Annotated in this window: 22 protein-coding genes; 11 read left to right on the forward strand and 11 right to left on the reverse strand. The window is 43.8% G+C overall.

The window, feature by feature from the left end; translation table 11 throughout:
* Positions 1-65: 65 nt before the first annotated feature.
* Positions 66-1,424: an exonuclease domain-containing protein gene (locus B0E43_RS14860; RefSeq protein ID WP_077351118.1), complete on the forward strand. Its 1,359-nt coding sequence runs from the start codon at positions 66-68 to the stop codon at positions 1,422-1,424.
* Between the two features lie 106 nt (positions 1,425-1,530).
* Here the strand turns inward: B0E43_RS14860 and B0E43_RS14865 are convergent, their stop codons facing one another.
* Positions 1,531-2,067 carry a GNAT family N-acetyltransferase gene (locus B0E43_RS14865; protein ID WP_077351120.1) on the reverse strand — a complete coding sequence of 179 codons (537 nt, stop codon included), beginning with the start codon at positions 2,065-2,067 and terminating at the stop codon, positions 1,531-1,533.
* Entirely contained in the window at positions 2,067-3,191 is a 1,125-nt protein-coding gene (locus tag B0E43_RS14870; protein WP_077351122.1) for a histidinol-phosphate transaminase, read from the reverse strand. Before B0E43_RS14870 ends, B0E43_RS14865 begins: the two co-directional genes overlap by 1 nt.
* A 198-nt stretch (positions 3,192-3,389) precedes the next feature.
* On the opposite strand from B0E43_RS14870, the gene B0E43_RS14875 reads away from it, so the two are divergent.
* On the forward strand, positions 3,390-4,181 hold the full coding sequence (locus B0E43_RS14875) for a hypothetical protein (RefSeq protein WP_077351124.1): 792 nt from the start codon (positions 3,390-3,392) through the stop codon (positions 4,179-4,181).
* Positions 4,182-4,311: 130 nt separating this feature from the next.
* Here B0E43_RS14875 and B0E43_RS14880 read toward each other — a convergent pair whose 3' ends face one another.
* The 6 genes from B0E43_RS14880 to B0E43_RS14905 form a co-directional block, all read right to left on the reverse strand.
* Positions 4,312-5,493: an MFS transporter gene (locus B0E43_RS14880; RefSeq protein ID WP_077351126.1), complete on the reverse strand. Its 1,182-nt coding sequence runs from the start codon at positions 5,491-5,493 to the stop codon at positions 4,312-4,314.
* Positions 5,493-6,512 carry an L-glyceraldehyde 3-phosphate reductase gene (gene mgrA / locus B0E43_RS14885; protein WP_077351128.1) on the reverse strand — a complete coding sequence of 340 codons (1,020 nt, stop codon included), beginning with the start codon at positions 6,510-6,512 and terminating at the stop codon, positions 5,493-5,495. Before mgrA ends, B0E43_RS14880 begins: the two co-directional genes overlap by 1 nt.
* Positions 6,513-6,534: 22 nt before the next feature.
* Complete coding sequence (locus tag B0E43_RS14890; RefSeq protein ID WP_077351130.1) at positions 6,535-7,869, reverse strand: YfcC family protein; 1,335 nt, start codon at positions 7,867-7,869, stop codon at positions 6,535-6,537.
* Positions 7,870-7,879: 10 nt separating this feature from the next.
* Complete coding sequence (locus B0E43_RS14895; protein WP_077351132.1) at positions 7,880-8,986, reverse strand: serine hydrolase; 1,107 nt, start codon at positions 8,984-8,986, stop codon at positions 7,880-7,882.
* Positions 8,987-9,229: 243 nt separating this feature from the next.
* A complete protein-coding gene (locus B0E43_RS14900; protein ID WP_077351134.1) occupies positions 9,230-9,916 on the reverse strand; it encodes an NAD-dependent deacylase in 687 nt (228 codons plus the stop codon).
* A 158-nt stretch (positions 9,917-10,074) separates the two neighbouring features.
* Complete coding sequence (locus tag B0E43_RS14905; RefSeq protein ID WP_077351136.1) at positions 10,075-11,337, reverse strand: FAD/NAD(P)-binding oxidoreductase; 1,263 nt, start codon at positions 11,335-11,337, stop codon at positions 10,075-10,077.
* Positions 11,338-11,519: 182 nt separating this feature from the next.
* Between B0E43_RS14905 and B0E43_RS14910 the strand changes: the two genes are divergently transcribed.
* Entirely contained in the window at positions 11,520-12,176 is a 657-nt protein-coding gene (locus tag B0E43_RS14910) for a Crp/Fnr family transcriptional regulator (RefSeq protein ID WP_077351138.1), read from the forward strand.
* A gap of 56 nt (positions 12,177-12,232) precedes the next feature.
* Here the strand turns inward: B0E43_RS14910 and B0E43_RS14915 are convergent, their stop codons facing one another.
* Positions 12,233-13,036, reverse strand: coding sequence for a universal stress protein (locus B0E43_RS14915; RefSeq protein ID WP_077351140.1), 804 nt, complete (start codon positions 13,034-13,036; stop codon positions 12,233-12,235).
* Between the two features lie 190 nt (positions 13,037-13,226).
* Between B0E43_RS14915 and B0E43_RS14920 the strand changes: the two genes are divergently transcribed.
* The 3 genes from B0E43_RS14920 (at position 13,227) to B0E43_RS14930 (ending at position 16,089) form a co-directional block, all read left to right on the forward strand.
* The gene (locus tag B0E43_RS14920; RefSeq protein ID WP_077351142.1) at positions 13,227-14,033 is read left to right on the forward strand and encodes a sulfite exporter TauE/SafE family protein; all 807 of its coding nucleotides are present in this window, start codon (positions 13,227-13,229) and stop codon (positions 14,031-14,033) included.
* Positions 14,034-14,114: 81 nt separating this feature from the next.
* Positions 14,115-14,450, forward strand: coding sequence for a rhodanese-like domain-containing protein (locus tag B0E43_RS14925; RefSeq protein ID WP_077351144.1), 336 nt, complete (start codon positions 14,115-14,117; stop codon positions 14,448-14,450).
* A 121-nt stretch (positions 14,451-14,571) separates the two neighbouring features.
* Positions 14,572-16,089: a DUF4394 domain-containing protein gene (locus B0E43_RS14930; RefSeq protein ID WP_077351146.1), complete on the forward strand. Its 1,518-nt coding sequence runs from the start codon at positions 14,572-14,574 to the stop codon at positions 16,087-16,089.
* A gap of 118 nt (positions 16,090-16,207) precedes the next feature.
* On the opposite strand, the gene B0E43_RS14935 is transcribed toward B0E43_RS14930, so the two are convergent.
* A complete protein-coding gene (locus B0E43_RS14935) occupies positions 16,208-16,855 on the reverse strand; it encodes a sulfate ABC transporter permease (RefSeq protein ID WP_077351148.1) in 648 nt (215 codons plus the stop codon).
* 85 nt (positions 16,856-16,940) lie between these two features.
* Between B0E43_RS14935 and B0E43_RS14940 the strand changes: the two genes are divergently transcribed.
* From B0E43_RS14940 to B0E43_RS14960, 5 genes are all read left to right on the forward strand, one after another.
* Complete coding sequence (locus B0E43_RS14940; protein ID WP_371454706.1) at positions 16,941-18,131, forward strand: tetratricopeptide repeat protein; 1,191 nt, start codon at positions 16,941-16,943, stop codon at positions 18,129-18,131.
* 210 nt (positions 18,132-18,341) lie between these two features.
* Positions 18,342-18,824 (forward strand): Lrp/AsnC family transcriptional regulator, encoded by a 483-nt coding sequence (locus tag B0E43_RS14945; RefSeq protein ID WP_026970059.1) that lies wholly within the window; start codon positions 18,342-18,344, stop codon positions 18,822-18,824.
* Positions 18,825-18,880: 56 nt separating this feature from the next.
* A complete protein-coding gene (locus tag B0E43_RS14950; RefSeq protein ID WP_077351152.1) occupies positions 18,881-19,423 on the forward strand; it encodes an NUDIX hydrolase in 543 nt (180 codons plus the stop codon).
* Between the two features lie 4 nt (positions 19,424-19,427).
* Positions 19,428-20,795, forward strand: coding sequence for an MATE family efflux transporter (locus B0E43_RS14955; protein ID WP_077351154.1), 1,368 nt, complete (start codon positions 19,428-19,430; stop codon positions 20,793-20,795).
* Positions 20,796-20,854: 59 nt separating this feature from the next.
* Positions 20,855-22,204: a M24 family metallopeptidase gene (locus B0E43_RS14960; protein ID WP_077351156.1), complete on the forward strand. Its 1,350-nt coding sequence runs from the start codon at positions 20,855-20,857 to the stop codon at positions 22,202-22,204.
* On the opposite strand, the gene B0E43_RS14965 is transcribed toward B0E43_RS14960, so the two are convergent.
* Positions 22,201-23,331: an MFS transporter gene (locus tag B0E43_RS14965; RefSeq protein WP_254423440.1), complete on the reverse strand. Its 1,131-nt coding sequence runs from the start codon at positions 23,329-23,331 to the stop codon at positions 22,201-22,203. The genes B0E43_RS14960 and B0E43_RS14965 overlap by 4 nt on opposite strands.
* Between the last annotated feature and the right edge of the window lie 10 nt (positions 23,332-23,341).

Consider the following 23,341-nt stretch of genomic DNA (forward strand, 5'->3'; position numbering starts at 1 on the left):
CAAAAGTCTTCCGTCATTTGGTGTCAGTAAAACTTTTATACCATCCATAAGTTTTACCTTTATCCATGGAATTTGCCATTGTCGATATTGAAACCACCGGTGGAGCACCTTCGGGTGGAGGGATTACTGAAATCGCTGTTTTGATCCACGATGGAGAGCAAATTGTCCATGAATTTCAGACCTTGATTAACCCCGGCCATCACGTCCCAGCCTATATTACTGGACTCACTGGGATTGACAACAGCATGGTCAGATCCGCTCCGACTTTTCAGGAGATCGCTGATCAACTTTGGACACTTTTGGACGGGCGGATTTTTGTGGCCCATTCGGTCAATTTTGACTTTGGATTTATTCGGGAGGCTTTTCTAAAAACAGGGAAGGAACTCAATTCCCAAAAACTCTGCACCGTGAGGCTTTCCCGAAAAGTTTATCCTGGATTGGGCTCATACAGTTTGGGAAGGCTATGTGAAAGTCAGAAAATCCCGATTTTGGCGAGACACAGGGCAATGGGAGATGCCAAAGCCACAGCTTTACTGTTTGACCGAATGATGAAGGAACGGCAGGAAGTAATATTTTCCTCGCTGAAAAAAAACAGTGGCGAGGCATTTCTACCACCGCATTTTCCTCTTGGAAAGTTTCGTCAGATTCCGGAATCATGTGGGGTGTATTACATGCTGAATGCCAAAGGAAAAGTAATTTATGTGGGAAAAGCCCTGAATATTCGGGACCGCTTCAAGGGACACTTTTCCGGCAGGGATTTACCTCATCTCAAGCAGCAGCTAAAAGGGGAAGTGGTGGATTTACAATGGCAACTGACCGGTTCTGAGGTAATGGCGCTGTTGGTCGAAACTTTGGAAATCAAAAGGCTTTGGCCACAATTCAATTCAGCTTTAAAGTTGCCCAAGGCACTTTGGGGTTTGTTCCATTACCAGGATGGTTCGGGATACCATCGGTTTCAGGTGGCTAAATTGACCAAAAACCTAAGACCTCTTGAGACCTTTTTTTCTTCTGATGAGGCTCTTCAGTTTTTAAAATCCGGGATTGAAAATTACCGGCTTTGCCAGAAACTTTGTGGTTTGAGAAAGGTGAGCTGTGAAGTGGTCCAAGACCAAAATTGCCTTGGGGCATGCCGTTCTGGCGAAAACCCGGATTCTTATAATCTTCGTGTGGATGAGTTTATAAAACTGATCCATGAATCAAAAAAAGATCTCATGCTGACTTTACCCGGAAGGGAAGATGGGGAAAAGGCATTTTGTTACTTTGAGGCGGGAATGCTCAGTAGGTATTCTTTCCTGAAAAGAGAAGAATTCCCAGATCCAAATGAACTAGAGACGGTCCCCAAGGTTCCTGAGACCTTTTATATTTTGAGGCAATTTATCCATCAGATTTCCCCTGATCAGATTCGGGTATTTGCTGGTCAGTGAAGTGTTTTTGGGTTGTAAATTCTAAACTATTTTTCAGTTCTGGCAAATTCCGAAATCCGATATCCGAAGTCCCAAATCCAACATCCAACATCCCGCTTCCAACAATTCACCCCCATTCTCCCTCCAAAACACTGTAATATATTGTATCCCTTCTCCTGCCATGGGTCATCAGCGTATGGCTTCTCAGAATTCCTTCCTCTTTAGCACCGAATTTCAGCAGGGCCATACGGGCCGGCATATTCAGGACATCAGTTTTGATTTCAACCCGCTTAAGTTTCAGTTCCCCAAAGCAATAATCCAACATCGCTTTTTTCATTGCCTGGTTGATTCCGGTTCCCCGAAAAGCCTTGCCCAGCCAAGTCCAACCAATCTCTACCCGTTGATCTCTGGCTGAGTAATTCCCAAAAGCAGTTGTTCCGGCTATTTTTCCTGTTGCTTTTTCAATCACAGTAAACTGATCCCGCTCTCCGCGAAAATGAGGTTCAGCCCATTTGTCAAATTCCTCAGGAATACTGAGGTCAAATGTGAAATAGATCCACATTTCAGGATCTCCGGTCAATTCCTGAAGCAAAGCAAAATCCTTCCGGGACATTGGTCTCAGCAGGACTGTTTCATTTTCCAAAACCAAATTAGGATTGAGCATCAGCCAAGCACTTCTTTGATTGCCTGATTGTAAAGGGCGATTTCCTCGACTGTCCCGGTGGAGATTCGACACCAGTCATTCAAGGGAGGAAACGGACGACCGATGATGAATCCTTTTTCGGCCATTGTTTTTCCAAGTTCTGCGATATCTCTTCCAGCCTGGAAAAACACAAAATTGGCGTGGGACTCCAGGTAGGGAAGTTTTAATTCATCCAAGGTTTCGATGATCATGGATTTAGCTTCGGCATTTTTTTGCAGGGCAAACCGGTAAAAGTCTTTGTCAGACAGTGCAGCCTTTCCAGCTTCAATCGCCATAATATTGGTATTGGCTACGACACGATCCTTCAGTTTTTTGGCTAGCTCAGGTTTGGCAACGAGATATCCCATCCGGATACCTGCCAACCCATAAACTTTTGATAGCGTGCGGGATACCACCACATCGTGACCTTTTTTGACCAATTCTATCATGCTTGGATAGTTGGGTTCGGTGATGTAATCGTAATAGGCTTCATCGCTGAATACTACGGTCCTTTTGCTTACTGTTTCGCAAAAATCCAGAACTCGATTCGCAGGCAAAAGCTTGCCTGTGGGATTGTTGGGATTGCAAAGAAAAACCAGGCTGGTTTCATAACTGACACGCTTTTCGATTTCATCCAAATCAAAATCCAAATCTTTGGTCAAAGGGACCCAATTGATCTCTGTACCCCAAAGCTCGGCATATTCCATCATGGACAGGAAAGTAGGGGCGCAGGTGATGATTTCACCGCCTTTTCCAAAAGTGATTCCTGCGACTTTTAGACCTTCAGTAGAACCGGCCACCAAAACAATGTAGTCTTCTGGCACTCCTTCTTTTTCTGCAATCATTTTTACCAACGCCCCATTGTAGCCCCAGGGATATCTGCATCCATTGTCGAAGGCTGCAGTCATTGCTTTTCTCATGGATTCCGAGGGACCATAAGGATTTTCATTGGACCCAAGCCTGATAGGACCGGCCATTGGACGGGGATTATACTTTTTAATTTCGGCTGCACTCAGGGAAGATACAATCCCTGCACTCCCTAATAGCGCTAAACCGCTTCCCATGGAAGTGGTTTTTAACCAATCTCTTCTTGATAGACCCTTCATTGTATCTGTGTTTTGATTGTTAAAATACTAAGGTTTTGCCAAGAGTTTTAGAAAAATTTCATTTTTGGCAATACTTTCTTTAAAGGAAGTTTATAGGGTGAAATTAATCTGAAAAATGTTTTTATTCTGAAAATTGATTTTTTACAGAATAAATATTTAAATTATTCCTAGCACAATTAACCCTAAATCCAGTAAAACATGAAAAAGCTTTTAATGCTCTTGGTTTGTGGGTTGCTGTGGGCGGGAGTTCTTAAGGCCCAGCAAACTCAGTATATGGTATTCGAATTCATCAAGGTGGAAAAAGACCAGCTTTTTGATTACATCGAGTTCAAAGATCTGATGGAAAAAGTCTATCGTCAGGCACTAAACGATAAGCGAATTAAAGGTTGGGATTTTTGGTCTCTCCAAAATGGAGGAGACGGAGGTAATTTTCAATATATCATGGTGACCTACTACGACGATCCTGTCAAAATGATGAATGGCTTGGATGAAGAATCATTAAAAGAATACACCAAAATCGCATATCCCCATCTTAGTGAAAGCCAGGTTCAGACTCTTTTTGAGCAATCCCTGTCCATGAGGGATATGCCAATGCGGCTTTACATGCGGGAAATTGTATCCACCGATGACAACTTTCAGTTTAGGCCTGGGGTTTTAGCATCTTTTGACTTGATGAAAGCTGTGGAGGGCAAATTCAACGATTATGAAAAAGCCGAAATTGAAGTGTTCAGACCTATACACCAAAAAAGGATCGAACAGGGAATGATGGGACATTGGAGCTTTTTAAGAACAGCACTTCCTCAAGGTTCAGAAGCCAAATCCACCCATTTGACCATGAACATGTACAAGGATTACATGCAGTTTTTCAACGCACAGGCGTATGAGGACCTATCTCAAACTGCCGAACAACGAAATGCTGTAAATGAAGGTATTAACTCCAGAGACCAAAAATGGATTTATTTGGCAACCCTGGAAAATGTAGTTAGATGATAGTCCGGTTTGACTATTTCGCAAGAGGCACTCGAAAGGGGCCTCTTTTTTTTGGGCTTTTTATTTCAGCTTGTTTGATTTGGCAGATTCACTTCGGGTCATTTCTTTGTTCTCTTTGATGCTTTGTGTTTCAATCCTTTGTATTAACCCGAAAATACCGAAAAGCCATCAAGCCCAAAATCGGCCCAATGACCAGCCATCCCAAAAACTCCTGTGGTGAAAAATACGCCGATAGGTATTGATTGGCCTGTATGCTCAGGATCGTAAGTCCAAAACCGATACAATTCACGATTGTCAAGGCCGTTCCCCGATGTTCCGGACTTACGCTTTGTGCTACCAAGGTTGAAAATTGCGGTGAATCTGAAACCACCAAAATCCCCCAAATCAGGAGAAATGGAAATATCAAACCGCTTGGGATTTCGGGAAACAAAATCAACAATGCACCACAAATCCCTGAACCGGCCAGGCTGAAAAGTGCTACTTTTTCACTTCCGATTTTCCCTGAAATCAAACCTCCCAAAACACAGGAAACTCCTCCGGCAGCGATAATCAGGAAAGTCCAAAGAGAATTTTCAGTTCCGATTTCGCTTCCCTTTTTTAGCCCTTGGATGAGAAAAGGAAGAAAAGCCCAAAACGTGTACAGCTCCCACATGTGTCCAAAATATCCGGAAGCTGCTCCACGAAGAGCCCGATTGGAGGCCAAGTTTGGCAGAAGTTTTAAATCAAAAACTGGGTTGGGCTTTCGGTTAGGGCCGTTGGGTACCAAAAACCCAACCAAGGCTCCACCAGCCAAAGCTAAGCCGGAGGTGGTCCAAAGGATGGCCTTCCAGGAAATTTCCGATCCGGTGGCTTTTAAAAGGAAGGGGAAGGCTGTCCCAAAAACCAAAGCACCAACGAGAAAACCCAATGCTGATCCCAGGCCTTTTTCGAAATAGTCAGAAGCGATTTTCATTCCCACAGGATAGATTCCTGCGAGAAAAAATCCAACCAAAAACCGAAAGCCGAGGACTGAATCGAAGCTCAGAGGAATTACTGTTAAAAGAAAATTTGAAAGGGAGGCTAAAACTGCACTCAGGAAAAAGACTTTGGACGGTGAATAGCGATCTGAAATAGCCCCGAGGGCATACAAAAATGTTCCGACGATAAATCCCAACTGAACAGCAGTTGTGACCCAGGTAGTCATTCCGGGACTTGCGAGTCCCTTTTCAAATTCTGGTGCGGCAACATTTCCTGCAAACCAAAGCGAAGTGCCAAGAAATTGAGCGATTACGATCAAAATCAAGGCACTTCGGGAAGAAACATTTTGAGGCATCAGGCCTTTAGAATTGACTTTATTCGGGTGATTTCCTCGGGACTGAAGCTGGTGTTTTTCACTGACGCGACATTATCATCCAATTGTTCAGGTTTGGAAACTCCAACCAAAACAGAAGTTATTCTGGGATCCTTCAAAAGCCAGGAAATTGCCATTTGGGCCAAAGTTTGACTTCTTTCCTTTGCGATTTCATTCAGTTTTCCGATCATTTCCAACTTCTCCGCTGCAAGTTGTTCGGGCTTCAGATAGCGGCCGTCTTTGGCAGCACGGGAGTCAGCTGGTATGCCCTTCAAGTATTTGTCCGTCAGCATGCCCTGCTCGAGTGGAGAGAAGGCGATGCTTCCAATTCCCTTTTCACCCAAAACATCCAATAAACCTTTCTCTACCCAGCGATCGATCATGCTGTAGCGGGGCTGATGGATTAGGAGCGGAGTTCCCATTGATTTGAGGATATCGTAAGCTTTTGCGGTGTCTTCGGCACTATATTGGGAAATGCCGACATATAATGCCTTTCCTTGGCGTACCAATTGATCCAAAGCACCCATGGTTTCTTCCAGGGGAGTTTTTGGATCAGGTCTGTGATGGTAAAAAATATCGACATAATCCACACCCATTCGCTTCAGGCTTTGGTCACAGCTGGCGATCAGGTATTTTCTTGATCCAAAATTGCCATAGGGTCCCGGCCACATATCCCATCCGGCTTTGGAAGAAATCAACAATTCATCGCGGTAGGGTAGAAAATCCTTTTGTAGGATTCTTCCAAAATTTTCCTCGGCTGAGCCAAAAGGTGGACCATAATTGTTTGCCAGATCAAAATGGCAAATCCCCAAATCAAATGCTCTTCTCAGGATTTTTCTGCCCAAAGTCAAGTCAGCATTATGTCCGAAGTTATGCCAAAGTCCAAGACTGATTTCGGGAAGCATTAAGCCGCTTTTTCCGCAATAGCGATAGTTCATCTGATTGTACCGATCCGCGGCTGGCTGGTAGGGAAGGAGGGGATTGTGGTCGTTGATTTGCATAGGTTAAACAGGTTGATTGATTTTAAGCAAACCAAAGTAAGGCAAGAATGGCTGATATCAAACCGATACCCAAAAGCAAAAGCCAGCTTTTCCAGATATACTTGATCCAATCGTTGTATCCTATGCCTGCAGCTGCGATTACTGCCATCATTCCGCCGTTGTTGGGAATAATCAGGTCCATTAACCCGGCAGGATATTGATAGGTTAGGACTGCGATTTGACGGGAAACTCCCAACAAATCAGTCAATGGGCTGGCTAGAGGAATGGTTAAAACAGCTTGGCCTGATGTGCTTGGAACGACTCCATGAATAATTCCCTGGCTGACGAAAATTCCAATGGTTGCAAGTGCGGTAGGAAGCGATTCCAAAGGGGAAAACAAAGCCTGGATCAGCGTGTCGATGACCTGGGCTTTTTCCATGATCAAATACACGCTCCTCGCCAGTCCCACGATGATCCCTGCAAAAATCATCTCTCCAAATCCCTGAGAATAGGCCCTGGCGGTACCATTGAGGCCCATTTTTCCGATTAAGCCGGATATTATCCCAATGACAAAAAACAAAACAGACATCTCATTGTATCCCCAGTCTTGTTGGATTATTCCCCAAGGCATAATAATCATTCCTGCCAGGGTCAGGCAGAGAATCAAGCCGTGCGATCCGGAGATTTTGACGGGTTTGAATTCTGCTTTTTCTAAGGTTAGGAGCTTGGATTTTCCCCAATGGATGTGAAAACCTGTCCAGACTGCAAACACCAAAACCAGGAAAATCACCCGATAAACAAATCCCTGTGAGAAATCCACCTCGGCAATACTTTGTGCCAAAAGGGATCCAAATGGATTGATCGGAGAAAATGATGCACCTACCACCGCGGAACCCAACGAAAGTGAAATAGTCGCCCGGATGTCATAATTGATTTTTTTGGCTAGAAGGACCAAAACCGGAACCATTGCAATGACTTCTTCCTGCATTCCGAAGCTTGCCCCGCCCAAAAAGAAGAAACAGCTGAAAATCACCAACAAGAGGGATTGGGTATTTCGGAACCGATAGACGAGGGCTTCTATTCCTACCTGAAGGGCACCGGTTTTTTCGATTACATAAAATGCCCCACCGATCAGTAGAATCAATACCACAATATCAGCTCCTAGAATTATCCCTTCGGGAATTGCCAAGCCGGTTTCATAAAGACTTATGTTTCGATCTTCGGTCAGTTGGTAACTTCCTGAAATGACAATTTCCCTGCCCGTTTCCTCATCCAAAACCCTTTCAAAGCTTCCCGATGGGATGATAAAAGTTGCAAGTGCTGCCAGCAAAATAAAGCCCAGCAAAATGATCATCGGATGGGGAAAAGAAAGTTTCATTTATTGAAGGCTAGGGGTTCAATAGTTTGAGAATTCCGCTGGAAATCTGTTTTCGAAAGTCAAAATTATCTTCGGCATTGGTGACCAGAAAAAGTGCTGTTTCCATCTCAGGAGAGTAAATAACCAGGGAACTGAATCCTCCCTGTTCTCCAAAGTGTCCAATGAAATCAATGTTGTTGAGGGTGATTTTCTGGAATCCTGCCGGTGTTTCGGATTCGTTTTGAAGCCAAGCCAGTTCTTCGCTGAATGCACCCATAGGACCACGGCTGATGTGCAGCAGGGCTTTGGCCAGATCTTCCGGATTGAGGACTAAACCTGAAGAAGGCGAAGGGTAATGATCCAATTTGAAAACCCTGGGTTCTATCCTTTTCCAAAGAAAAGTCTGTTTGTATCCATGGGCTGTTTCTGATTTTCCGGGAAGTTCGGTGACGAATCGACTGCTCTCCATTCCGCCAACAGTCAGGGTGTTTTCCAAAATCAGATCCTCAAATGGGGTTTTTGAACTGACTTCCAGAATATAGCCTATCAGGTCAAAATTGGCATCCGCATAGTGATATTCTGTTATTTTCGGATCGGGTAATGAAAGATTGGTAGGTAGGTTACTGAGTTTTCTTTTTTCAGCATTACTGATGAAGTTGCTAAAGCTCCGGCTATCTGAAATTCCCGAGGTATGGATGAGTAGTTCACGTAGGGAGATTTCATTGAATTCATTGGGAAGTTTTTTGTCCTTCGGTAAAATGGAATTGAAGGAAGTGTCTATGGAAATTCCGTTTTCCAAAGCAAAACTTGCGAGGCTGAGTGCCGTGAAGAGCTTTGAAACTGAGGCAACTGGCAGTATGCTTCGTAAGGTCAAAGTGTCTTTGGACTTTAGGTTTTCGAAACCGAAAGCCTTCAAATAGGTCACTTTTTCATTTTCAATTATTCCTACAGCAAGGCCTGGAATCAAAAATTGACTGAGACTTTCGGTAAGGAGGGAGTCGATTCTATCATATTTGGTTTCAGGAATGGAAACCGGCTTTAACCTGACTTTGGGATAGCTTCGCCACCATTCCCAACCCAGAAACAGCAAGAACCAAAATGCCAGACCCCAAATAGAATATTTAAATTTTCTATTCATTGTGGATCAAAGGGCTGAATTCTTAGGATTTGGCACGGATTCGATGGGTTTTAACTAACTGCTATTCGAAAATTTTTGGAGTCTTTTTCAAAATTGGAAAAATCAAACCTCCAATTTTGTCTGAAAGAACCCGAATTAATGACTCTGTTTATTCAGAATCTTAAGGTAATTGAAAATTTGTAATAGTAATGAGTTGGTAAACAGTCTGATCGACCCCTGTTTTTGGAACGAAAATCCATTCACTCAGGTATTGAGGAGGATTTCTGACAATAATTTCATCCCAACTGTTGCCTTTTCACGGATGAAATGAACTTTATTTTTTTGGGGAATATCTGGGGCTTGGGGATCTATGAGAAATTTTTTTGCTTGTTGGGGAACGTAATCAATTAGGCTTGCAGCCGGATAAACTTGCATTGAAGTACCCAAAACCAGAAAAATGTCAGCAGTCTTGGCAATTTCTATGGCTGGGTTCATCATTGGAACTGCCTCTCCAAACCAGACAATAAATGGGCGAAGCTGGCTTCCCTTTTCGCATTTGTCACCCGGTTTGATTTCCCAATGATCCAAAGGATAGATTAGCCTGGCATCGAGTGAACTTTGGGCTTTTGAAAGTTCGCCGTGGAGGTGGAGTACATGACTCGAACCAGCTCTTTCGTGGAGGTCATCGACGTTTTGGGTGATGATCTTTACCTCAAAATGGTTTTCGAGTTTTGCCAATGTTAAATGGGCCTCATTGGGCTGACATTCCCGGGCTTGCTTCCTCCGCTGGTTGTAAAAATCCAAAACCAGGTTTCTGTTTTTTCGCCAGCCTTCGGGAGAGGCCACGTCCATAATTTCATGGTTTTCCCAGAGTCCATTACTGTCTCTGAAAGTAGAGATTCCACTCTCAGCAGATACTCCGGCACCTGACAAAACCACAAGTTTTTTCATCGTAGAAAAATAGGACTTGAAATTTACCCCAATCCCAAGAAATTCTCCAAAATACTTTGGATGAATTGGGACCGGTTTTCGGAGTTAAACAAGTGGGTTTTGAAGTGAAAAGTAAAAGAAAAATCCCTGACTTTAGGCAGGGATTTTTTCTCCTCAGTTTAAGCTTTACCTCGAAGCATTAGGTTCCAATACATATAAGGAAGACCGTATTTTTTTAAAAGCCACATGCTGTATTGTTCATTTGTAGTGTCTACAAACTTGGAAATAAGGGGATCACTGTCCCTGATATTGTCGTATTTGAACTCGCAGAGTACCATTTTACCATACCCTGTTACAATGGGGCAGGAGGAATATCCTTCATAGAATTTTTCACCGACTTTTCCTGATTTCATCAATTTCAACAGGTTTTCCACCAAAACAGGGGCTTGTTTACGGATGGCAGCACCAGTTTTTGCGGTTGGCAGAGAAGCGACATCGCCCAGAGAAAAGATATTCGGGTACCGCAAATGCTGCATCGTATGGATGTCCACATCTATCCAACCCTTTCCCGGACCCTCTTGAATGGAAACTTTTGATTCTTGGATAAACTTCGGTGCAGTCTGAGACGGAGCAAGGTGAAGCATGTCGTAGTGAATTTTGATCTCCAATGCTCCGGCCAGCTCCTCACCAAGTGGGTTGCCTTCCATAATGGTACAATTGCTTTCGCCCGGTTTGGAATATCGGAACGTGATTTCCTGATTTCCCGGGTCGATTTTCACCGGTGCATAAAATGGCTTGAAAATAATATTCCGGTCGTGTATGATTTTGTTCAGGGTTTTTGCAAAATCCGGAACTCCAAAAATCACAGTTCCCGGTGTGGCATAGAGCACATTTGTTTTGTCCCGAACCCCTGTTTTTCTGAAGTATTCCTCAGCCAGATACATGATTTTCTGGGGGGCTCCGCCACATTTGATCGGTGTGGTTGGTTGGGTGAAGACTGCATTTCCGCCTTTGAAATTCTGGAGAACTTCCCAAGTATGTTCAGGATCGGTATAATTGGAGCAGACCACGCCTTTGTCCAAAGCTTCAGTCAATCCGGGCAAAAGCTCCGGGGCCATTACCAACCCCGGAACTGGGATCAAAAAGTCGTAAGTGAACTCTCCTGAATGGGCGGTGGTAACTTTGTTTAAATCCGGGTCGATTTCGGTTGCTTTATCCTTAATCCAATCCACACCTTTTGGAATGTAATCTGCCTCTTCACGCTCCGTTTCTTTGAAATCGAATGCTCCCGCACCCACCAGCGTCCAGGCAGGCTGGTAATAATGCTTCTCTGAGGGTTCGATAATGGCCATCTTCAGGGAGGAGTCTTTTCGCTTGAGCTGAGCAGCGAGGGTTATTCCGGCAGTTCCGCCTCCGATGATCAAGATTTGATAATGGTTCATGTTTTGGTTTATTAGTCTCCGATGAAGGTAGTGCGAGTACAAATGGGGGAAAGTGATATTAGTCACGTACAGGGCTGGTTTTCAATAGGATTCTCCGAGAATGGTATTTGGGATAGCCTGTGTGATTTTTATCACTAACTTGACTTTGATGAAAGAATCATTTTTGTGCATAATCTGAAAAAATGACAATCGATAGGCTCAAACAAGCGCTACCCAACTTAACCGATCCCAAGCTTTTGCAGGCAATCCTTGACCAAGGGCAAGAAATGAGCTTCGAACCAGGAAAGGTGTTGATGGAGCCTGGCCAATTTATCAAAGCAGTACCCCTTGTAATTGAAGGCTCGGTAAAAATTATGCGGATGGATGAGGATGGAAAAGAGCTTTTCCTGTATTACCTCGATCCGGGAGAAACCTGCGCTCTTTCTCTGACTTGCTGCACAGCCTCACGTCCCAGCGAAATCCGGGCAGTGGTAGAGGATAAAGCAGTATTGATTTTTATCCCAATTCAAGTTCACGAGCAATTCTCAGATGAATTTAAGCAATGGAAAGATTTTGTCTCCACCACGTATCAAATGCGTTTTCAGGAGCTTTTGGTTGCCTTGGACGCCGTGGCATTTAAGCGCATGGATGAGCGCCTGATGCGCTATATCGTAACCAAAATGAAACAGCATAAGGCTAATGAACTTCACACCACGCATCAGGAAATCGCCAATGAGTTGGGGACATCAAGGGAGGTTGTTTCCCGGCTTTTGAAGCAGTTGGAAAAGAAGAAATGGATTGAGCTTGGTAGGAATATTATCTATATCCGGGATGATTTTGAGGAATTGATCAATAAATGATTTCCTTTCTCCAATATAAAGCCCGTGGTTAATTGAACCGGGCTATTTTTTTTTCCTCAACTCATGATCAAAAGCGGAATATGAGTATGATAGGCTAATTGAATGGACTGGCTTTTTTGAATGATTTGATCCCACAGGTTTCGATGCTGATGACACATCACGAGAATCATGTTGTCATTTTCTTCCATATACAATTCGAGACCTGCTGAGGCACTCTCGGCATAGAATGTGTGAATTTTCACTTTTACTTCCGGATATTTTTTTTCCAAAAATTTCTCCATTCCCAATACAGCCAGCTCCTCTTTGAATCCTTTGTTGGTCTGGACATGGAGGATTTCCAGTCCAAGTTCCCAGCGTTTGGACATATCCACAATCCAGTCAATGAATTTTTCCTCATGGTTGGCAAATTCCAGCGCCAGTGTGACTTTCCTTATTTCTGAAACATGAGACTGCGCAGGCACAACAAGTACTGGGCAGTTTGCCTCTCGAATCAAACTAACTGTCGTCGTACCAATCAGTGCTTTTTTGATTCCGCTGGCACCCTGAGTTCCCATGACAATCAGATTTGCTTGGCTTTCCTCCGCAATTCTCGCCACGGTGATTGCAGCATTTCCTTCAAGAATTTCGTAACTCATTTTAACTCCCGAGGCTTGGTATTTTTCAATATTTTCCTTGAGCAGCTTTTCCCCATCCTTAAACATCGAGTCCAAGGCAAGGGCTGCCTGGGAAGCAAAATCATAGACAATTTCCACTACATGGACTAGGATGATTTCCCCCTTTTTTTTATCAGCCATCGAAATGGCAAATTCAAGGGCTTTGTAGGAATTTTCAGAAAAGTCTAAAGGAACGATGATTTTCATGACTGTTGGATTTTGATGAAATTTAGATTTTCCTGACCTGAAAAAACAGGATTAAAGTCATGATTAGGGTGAAGTTAAATCAGGAAACATTATCTCCAAGCGCTCATTTTTTGGTTAATTGTAACAATTGTCACCACTTAGGGCTATATGCCCGGCTTACTTTTGTATCGTAAAATTTGAATAAAAAAATATGGATGTAGTTATCCTGGTAGGCTTTGCCGCGGCAGTAATAATCGGAATTAGTTTGGGTTTGATTGGGGGTGGAGGTTCCATTCTTACAGTGCCTGTTTTAGTCTATATTCTTGGGGTGGATCCGGTTTTGGCTACAGCATATTCGCTGTTTGTCGTTGGCTCAACTTCCTTGGTAGGTGCGGGTACATTTATGAAAAAAGGGCTCGTGAATTATAAGACTGCAATTGTCTTTGCCATTCCATCATTTATAGCGGTCTTTTTGACCAGAAAATTTCTGGTGCCATGGCTGCCTGATCCCTTATTTTCCATAGGTGCAATTGACATCACAAAAAATGTCGGGATCATGGTCTTTTTCGCCTTGATCATGCTAGCCGCATCGGTGTCCATGATCAGGAATAAAAAGTGTACGGATTGTGATGAAAATGAATCAGTCCGATTCAATATTCCAATGATCGCATTGGAAGGAATGGTAGTAGGTGTAATCACGGGAATTGTCGGTGCGGGGGGAGGTTTTTTGATCATTCCTGCTTTGGTGCTATTTGCCAGACTTCCGATGAAAATGGCTGTTGGGACCTCTTTATTGATCATTGCTGCTAAATCATTGATCGGATTTTTGGGAGATATTTCCACTCAGACGATTGATTGGAAAATGCTCCTGATCTTCACAGGCTTGTCCATTGCCGGGATATTTATAGGAAGTGCACTTTCTAAAAAGATCAATGAAAAGGCCCTAAAAACGGGATTTGGATGGTTTGTATTGGTCATGGGTATCTATATCATCGGCAAAGAACTGACCTCTTTGTAACCCAAAAGAAAATCTAAGGATAGGTGACTTTAATTACTGACCTGAGGCTATTTACAGCGGTAACTTTGAAAAAAAACAACCATGTTCAACTTCTTTAGCACTAAAACAAAAAAATACGAGGACATTCCTGCAGGCCCATTCCATGATTTGAACCTTAAGTCAGATGCTGTAGTCCTTGATGTAAGAACAGCAGGAGAATTTGCCTCAGGAAAAATAAGGGGAGCGAGAAACATCGATATCATGTCCTCAAATTTTGCCAACCAAGTAAAAAATCTCCCAAAGGACAAAACTTATTTGGTGTATTGCCGGAGTGGCAACCGAAGTGGTCAGGCCTGCGATATTATGGCAGATTTGGGCTTTGAAAAATTAAAAAACTTGTCTGGCGGTATCATGAGATGGCCTTTTGAGACGGTATAATTCATAGTTAATTTTGGGTTAAAGGTGAAAAAGTGAGTCAATCGACTCACTTTTTTTTTGTTTCACCTAATCCAGACCAAAACCCCACCTCGTATATCGCCCAACAATCAACTTAACAACCATGAAAAATCTAACCTTTTTTTCAATAAACCTGGCCATGGCAATGCTGGCTACAGCAATGATTTCCTGTGATGACGAGGTAAAAATGCCGATCGTTGAAACTCCAGGGATGACTCCTGATGTGAGCTTCACTGCATTGGCAGAGGGAAACCAACTCCTTTATTTCGAAGAAGGAAATCTGACTACTCCCGTTGAAGCGATCCCCATCACAGGCTTAGGCTCTGGCGAGTCGATAATTTCAATAGACTATCGTCCCGCAACTGGGCAATTGTATGGGTTGAGTTCCGGCAACCGGATCTATTTTATCAATGAAAACTCGGGAATGGCAACTGCCCTCGGAGCTGGGGCTTTCACTCCGGCAATCGAAGGAGGAGCTGCTTCTCTTGATTTCAATCCCACAGTAGACCGGATCAGGGTGGTCGCGGAAAGTGGTCAAAACCTGAGACTAAATCCTGAGACTGGGGCAGTAGTCGCTACTGACGGGAGAATCAACGGGGGAATGAATCCTGAAATTGGAGCTGTTGCCTATACCAATTCAGTTTCTGGAGCCTCCACAACAATATTATTTGATATTGACATTGCCACTGATAAGGTTTATCAGCAGGTGCCACCAAATGATGGGGGCTTGGTGGAAGTAGGAAGTTTGGGAGTCGATTTCGAAGGTCAAACTGATTTTGACATTCTTGCGGACAATTCTCTTGCACTTTCAGTAAACCGAATTGAAAACGAAACGAGATTGTATTCCATTGATTTGAGTTCTGGTGCCGCTTCTTGGGTTGGAGTTTTTTCCCAGCCAGTAATCAGTTTGGCTTTCAAAACCAATCCCATCGCCTATGCTGCTGATGCAGCGGGAATGCTTTACCGCTTTAACCCCATGAGTCCGCAACCCACCATGGTGGCTTATCAGGGATTGGGTATGAATGAAAAAATAGTCGGACTGGACTTCAGACCTGCAAACGGTCAACTGCTTGCCATTTCTTCCAACAGTCAGATTTACTCCGTAAATCCATCCAACGGGTTGCTCACTTCAATAGGCAATCCGCTGATGCCTATGTTGGAAGGGGACCTTGCAGGTTTTGACTTCAATCCAACTGTGGACAGGATAAGGCTGGTAACCAGTACCGGTCAGAATCTCAGGCTTCATCCGGATCTGGGAACGGTCGTAGCCACGGACGGAAGATTGAATCCGGGCGCACCAATGGTCGCCGCCGCTGCTTACACCAATAATATAGCTGGAGCTTCTACGACGACCTTATTTGTGATCGATCACAACACGGGTATGCTGTTTACCCAGATCCCTCCGAATGATGGGGTACTCGTACCGGTTGGTTCGCTGGGAATTACAATTACCGCACAAAACGGTTTTGATATAGGTGGAAATTCCGGAAGTGCCTTTGCGGTGTTGACCGTCGGTAGTGCCGCTGGTGTTTATAGCATCAACCTGATGACCGGTGCAGCCACCAAAGTTTCAGACTTGAATTTCACTCCAGTTGCGATGGCAGTTGGACTTGGTTTTTGATATAAAGTTGGGTTAGTGGGTTCAAAAGGCCCGGTCGATGACCGGGCCTTTTTTTGGTAAGACCCGGATCATTACATCTTTTCCTGAAATAGACCGGAGATCAAAAGAACTCTAAAACCTACCGGTAAGCCCCGATGAAAAATCCCAACCAAAGCAGGAGAGGAAGAAAATACGCAACAAGAACCACGACCGTACTTTCTTCTACTGTTCTTCTACTTATGGTATGAAATCCCAAAACCCACAATGCCCCATACATCAGTTCAAAAATATTGAGAACAGAAAGCGGATAATGGTACTTTTCAGCCACATTACTAGGTCCGACTATCCAAAGTGCCGAAAGCGGCTCAAAATTTTGAATATCGGAGTAAGTGACAGCTCCGGATGGATTCATATAAACTAACAGGCGAAGGAGTTCTGGTAAAATAAATACCACTTCGGCGACCAGTGCAAATTTCCATAGCTCCTTAAAATTGGCCTTGTATCCGATCATCAATCCCAAGGACCAAAAGAGAAATGCTGTTACCGTAAACTTCCAAAGGAGAGCAAATGGAGTCCATAAATAGTTGAGCATATTGAAAATATGGAAAAACATCAGCCCTCCCTGCTGGTCTAAATTTTCATAATCGGGGATGGATTCTAAGACTAGGGTATTGGTCAAATACCTGATTATCAAAAAAATGATCACCAGGATGAAAAAATAAAGCCTTTTGTCGAAATCAATCAACTCTGTCAGTCGTTCTGCAATCGGGGAAGCAGGTTTTGCCATTTTCAATTGTTAAAGTAGCCAAATCTAAATGTTTGTTTGGATTTCACCTTAGTTTTGCAATCGTAACAAAAAGAAAGTAATGAGTATTCGGGTAAGGATAGCTGTTTGTAGTTTATTGTTTTTGGTATTTTCCGCTCAGGTCTCTGGGCAGGCGGGAGATCCGGTGGTCGCTGCCAATCCTTCCGGATATCTATTGTTGGACAAGGGCCTGCAGTTTCGCATCACCAAGGCGATCAACAGTATGTACAACTTTGATTTCCCTACAGCTGAGCATGATTTTGCTGTGATCATGTATCAATATCCCGAGCATCCGCTCCCTGATTTTTTGATGGCTTTGGGTTATTGGTGGAGGATTGAGATAGATGTGACCAATACCAAATACGACAACATCTTCATCCAATACCTGGACCGGGCCAATGAAAAAGCAGAAAAGATGTTTGATGAAAACCCCAAAAATAAGGAAGCGGCATTCTTTTTGGCAGCCGGATATGGGTTTCAAGGGAGACTTTATAGTGAGCGAAAAAGTTGGACCAAAGCGGCTTGGGCCGGGAAAAATGCCCTAAAGTACATGGATCTCAGCAGAGGGGAGGAGGAATTCAATCCGGAGCTTTTATTGGGTGATGCGCTCTTCAACTATTTTTCAGTTTGGATTCCTGAGAATTATCCCTTGTTAAAACCCGTGATGGCGCTTTTTCCAAAAGGAAATAAGGCACTTGGGCTTCAGCAGCTGGAAACTGTGGCCTCAAATGCCTTCTATACCCGTGTGGAGGCCCAATACTTTCTCTTTAGGCTTTATGCTTCAGAAGAAAAGCGCCCATATGATGCCTTGAGAATCTCCGAATACCTGCATTCCAAGTTCCCCAATAATCCCTATTTCCATCGATCGTATGCAAGACACCTTTATTCGGTGGGGCGTTGGACGGAGTCGGTAGATGAATCCATTGAGATTTTGGAAAGAATTGACAAGAAACAATATGGCTATGAGTCCAACAGTGGAAGGTTTGCTGCTTTTTACATAGCTGAATATTACTACAGGATGGGAGACATGCCTGAGGCCAAAAGATATTACCTCAAAACTGTAGCATATGGTGAAGAATCAGAGTCTCAGGAGAGCGGGTATTATTTACACTCTCTCATCCAGCTTGGAAAAATGGAAACTGCAGCCAAAAACAAAGTGCAGGCAAAAAAATATTTTGACAGAGTGAAAAAATATGCCAAGCGAAAACACCCCGCTCATAAAGAAGCCAGAGATTTTATAAAAAAGAATAAACTTTAATGAAATTTCCTGCGTTTGAGAACTTTAGAACAGGAGATAATTTGAATTTTTTCAAGTGTGCAAAGAGTTTTAGAAGTATTCTTTGTTAAAAACCTTTAAAAGATTAACAATATTTTGATTTCCGTTCATCAAAAACCTTGAAATCGATTTAAAACATTCATCAATTATATTAAATTTGCGCAACATAAAATTTTGTAAAGACGGAATAACATGGACAATAGCGTAAGAATCAAATTCGATAAAATAGATCGCAGGATACTGGAAATCCTTCAGGCCAATGCAAAAATCACCAATGCCCAATTGTCAAAAGACATTGGATTGTCACCTGCCCCAACGCTTGAGCGGGTGAAGAAATTGGAGCAATCCGGAATCATCAAGAGCTATCACGCCAAATTAGATCCTGAAAGAATTGGATTGGGTGTCAGTACATTTGTATTGGTGAGCCTTATAGGCCACAACAAAGGCAATATCGATGCCTTCATGCGTGAAATCAACGAGATTCCTGAAATCATCGAATGTCACCACATCACCGGTACCGGGGATTTTATCCTGAAGATCATCGCGAAGGATATTACCGCTTATCAAAAATTGATGCTTGAAAAAGTGTCAGAAATCAAGGAAGTAGATTCCATGCAATCCATGGTAATTCTCTCTACCTTTAAGGACTCAAAAGTGCTCCCAATTCCTGCTTAAGCAAGGTTTTAATATAAATTTAGGGCGGCTCAACCGCCCTTTTTTTTTGTACAACTATGACGGAAAATCCCTGGAAAACTCTAAAAGTAAAGCCAATCTATGAAAATCCCTGGATCAGGCTGGAGGAGCATGACATCATCAATCCTGTAGGCAAAGATGGGATCTATGGCAAAGTTCATTTCAAGAACCGTGCGATGGCAATAATTCCGATTGACCTGGAAGGAAACACCTGGTTGGTCGGACAATACCGATATGCATTGGATGAGTATGCCTGGGAAATTCCAATGGGTGGAGGGCCGATAGGGAAAGACCTGCTTGATTCTGCAAAAAGAGAACTCAAAGAGGAAACCGGACTTACCGCAGAGAAGTGGACAGAACTAATGAAAATCCACACCTCCAATTCGGTGACGGACGAATTGGGTATTATATATCTGGCAGAAGGACTAACTGAGGGAGAAACGGAGTTTGAAGAAACCGAGATCCTTCAAATCAAAAAACTCCCATTTTCTGAAGTCATAGAGATGGTTATGTCAGGTGAAATCACCGACAGTATCAGTGTGGCAGGAATCCTCAAGGCTGCCCGGATTTTAGGTTATTAAAGAAATGACACTCAGGGATCATTTAAACACGACTTTTCATCTGGCCTATCCGGTCATGCTGAGTCAACTCGGACAGGTTTCTGTCGGAGTGGCGGATAGTATGATGGTGGGAAGGCTTGGAGCCTTGCCTTTGGCAGCTGCTTCTTTGGGCAATAGCATTTTTTTTGTCCTGATGATGTTTGGAATCGGAATTTCGATGGGGATTACTCCTTTGGTTTCAATGGCCGATGGAAAAGGAAAGACCAAGCGGATTTCCAGGCTTTTTAGCCATGGCTTGTGGATCAACATTGCCACCAGTGTGATTTTGACAGGGATTGTATTGGGTTTATCTCAGGGACTTCATTTCCTAAACCAACCTGAAGAGGTAGTCGTTTTGGCCGTTCCTTATTTATTAATCATTACCGCTTCGTTGATTCCATTGATGGTTTTTCAGACTTTCAAGCAAATGGCTGAAGGCCTGTCCCAAACCCGTCAGGCGATGTTTATCACGATTTTCGCCAACCTGGTCAATGTTTTTCTGAACTGGGTTTTGATTTGGGGAGTTTGGGGATTTCCTGAGTTGGGATTGAATGGGGCGGGTTGGGCCACGCTTATTTCCAGAGTCCTAATGCCTTTGATGATGGGAGCGTATATTTTAGGTTCACAGCGTTATAAAAAGTATCATTTCAAGCTTTCACTTCCCAATCCAGGCTTACCTATGATTACGAGGATTCTCAAAATCGGTATCCCAACCGGATTTCAATTTATTTTCGAAGTATCGGCTTTCAGTACGGCAGCAATCATGATGGGATGGATAGGGGTGAATGCACTGGCAGGCCATCAGATTGCTTTGAATTTAGCTTCCATTTCTTACATGATGGCCACAGGACTTGCTACTGCCGGGATGATTCGGGTAAGCAATCAAATCGGCAAAGGAAACATGAAAGGTATGCGGGAAGCCGGGATGGTGGTGTTTGGTATGGTGGTGGTTTTTATGTTTTCCTGTGCATTGATTTTCGTCAGCTTCAGGTATTTCTTGCCCACTTTATATATTGATGATCCGGAGGTGATTGCCTTATCAGCCTCCTTGTTGATTATCGCGGGATTGTTCCAGCTTTCTGACGGTGTTCAGGTGGTGGGACTTGGGGTTTTGCGTGGTTTGGAGGATGTCAAAGTACCGACAATTGTTACTTTGATGGCCTATTGGGTGTTGGGACTTCCTTTGGGGTACGTGCTGGCGTTTAATTTTGGAATGGGCGCGCAGGGAATTTGGTATGGCTTGCTGATCGGTTTGAGTATCACAGCAGGCATGCTGCTGTATAGATTTCATTCCTTGAGCAAAAGAAGGCTGTTAGAAAAGCCAACTGTTTCCAATTTCCCATCAATTCCATAAAAGGAGCTTCTCCTTTTCCTTCGAAAAGTTATCTTGGATTCAAATCTAATCTGAATCCGATGAAGCGACTTTTACTTCTCTTTTTGGTGGCCTTGACCACATTTTCTTCTTTTTCCCAGCAACCTGCCGTGCTTACCCAACGGGAACAGGCTGAGGTGATTGATTCTTGGTTGGAAGATCGGATTCAGAATCTTTTGCCTGCCTTGATGACCGAAACCGGGATTGATATGTGGATAGTGATGTCCAGGGAGTATAACGAAGATCCGGTGATCCGGACGCTATTGCCTGCGACTTGGCATGCGGCTCGAAGAAGAACAATTTTGGTGATGTATCAACCTTCTCCAAATGCAAAAGTTGAAACTTTCGCGATTGCTCGATATGATGTGGGGAAATCATTCAAAAGAGCTTGGGATCCTGAAACACAGCCGGATCAATGGAAGGCCTTGATGGAAGTCATTTCATCTAAGAACCCGAAAAAGATCGGACTGAATTTCGCCAAGGATTACGGTCATGCTGATGGTTTGACTCATTTTGATCACGAAGAATTCATTAAAAATCTTCCGGAATCCCAAAGAGTAAAAGTGACTTCCGCCCAAAATTTGGCCGTGAGATGGCTGGAAACCCGCACGGCAGCGGAAATGGCTACTTATAAGCACATTCAGGAATTGGCACATTATATAGTGGCGGAGGGTCTTTCGGATCGGGTGATCACCCCGGGAGTCACTACCACAGATGATGTGGTTTGGTTTTACAGGGAGAAGATAGCCGAAATGAAACTCGATACCTGGTTTCACCCAACGGTGGATATTCAGCGGCCCGATCCAGCTTCCAATGAGGCCAACCGTTCTTTTGCAGTCCGTCCTGATGAGCAGGTAATCATGCCTGGAGACCTGTTGCACATTGATTTTGGGATCAGTTACCTCAGGCTGAATACCGACACACAGGAATTGGCATATGTGTTGAAAGCAGGAGAAACGGAAGTTCCAAAACACCTTCAGGATGCATTGGCTGTTGGAAATCGCCTTCAGGATATTCTGACTTCCAACTATGTGACAGGTCGGACCGGAAATGAAATCCTGCGTGAATCCAGAAAACAAATGGAAGCGGAGGGGATTCGAGGAAGTATTTATACCCATCCTTTGGGTTTTTATGGTCACTCAGCCGGTCCGACCATCGGAATGTGGGACAATCAGAGTGACACGCCAGGTGCAGGAGACTTTCCTTTACATGCCAATACCGGCTACGCAATTGAATTGAATGCAGTGGTTTTTGTAAAGGAATGGAACAAAGATGTTCGCGTGATGCTGGAAGAAGGAGCCTTCTTTGACGGGTCAAAAGTCACTTATTACAACGGCCGCCAAAAGTCAATTTTAGCCATTCCACGAGTTAGCAATTATCTCGGCTATTAATGGGGAAGATAGGTTTTTCGGTCTCTTTTTATGAAAATCAGAATCAGAAAAGCAAGGAAAGCCACTCCGCCCGAAGAAAGAAATACCAGCCGGAAGTTTTCAGGATTGTTTGCATAAAGCCATCCTGAAATCACCGCGCCGACGCCGATCCCGCTTTCCAGGAAAATATACATGGTGGCTAATGCTCGTCCCCGGAATTTGTCCAATGATCGGTCCACTACCCAAGCGGTTGTGGTTGGGCTGTACATGCCCACAGCTGCACCAAAAAGGACTCCTGATAGAAGCAAAACTGTTTTGCTTTCGGCAAAAGCCACAGATACCATGGCCATCATCATGCAGATCACAGCAGCCCGCAAGACAACCACCCGACCATATCGGTCTGAAGTTCTACCGGCAATCAGTCTGATTCCAAGGGAAGAAATCGTGAAGACGGCAAAAAACAGCCCTTTGTTCTTAATCCCAAGGTGAGTGGAAAAGTCGGGTATAATTGTCAGAACTACCCCGAAGGAGAATACAGACAAGAACAAAATGATCGAAGGCAAAAGAACCCGCTTTTCGATGATTTCATGTCGGGTTAATTTGAAAAGACCTATAGAAAGTGGTTCTTTTTCGGGAAGTGTTTCTTTCAGCCTGAGCAAAATCAAAATGGAGAAAATCGCGGTAAAAGCAGCGCAATAAAATACGGTATTAAACGACCAGATACTCGCGATCCAGCCTCCGACTGCCGGACCTGCCGCCATTCCTAGGGAACCGAAAAGAGATTGGATGCCCATGGCTTCTCCACGTTTCTGAAAAGGAACAATATCAGCAACATAAGCCGAGGCTCCGGTAGGAGTGAACCCCGCCGAAAATCCATGGGCAAATCGAAGAAAAAGAAAGCCGGAGACAAAAGTCAGAAGCGGGTAGAGTAGGCCGACTACAAAACAAACGGTGGCCCCAACCATCATCACGGGGATGCGGCCGATTTTGTCCGCCAACTTTCCGCTAAAAGGTCTGGAAAGTCCGGCTGAAAGCGTGAAAAGTGCGATAATCAGTCCTTTGTAATCCTCTCCGCCCAGTGAACTCAGATAGGCCGGAAGCTCCGGAATGATCATGTTGAATGAGGAGAAAAAAAGAAATGAGCTCATGCAGAGCAAG

It is taken from the genome of Algoriphagus sp. A40 (assembly GCF_002002735.1).
Classification (GTDB): Bacteria; Bacteroidota; Bacteroidia; order Cytophagales; family Cyclobacteriaceae; genus Algoriphagus.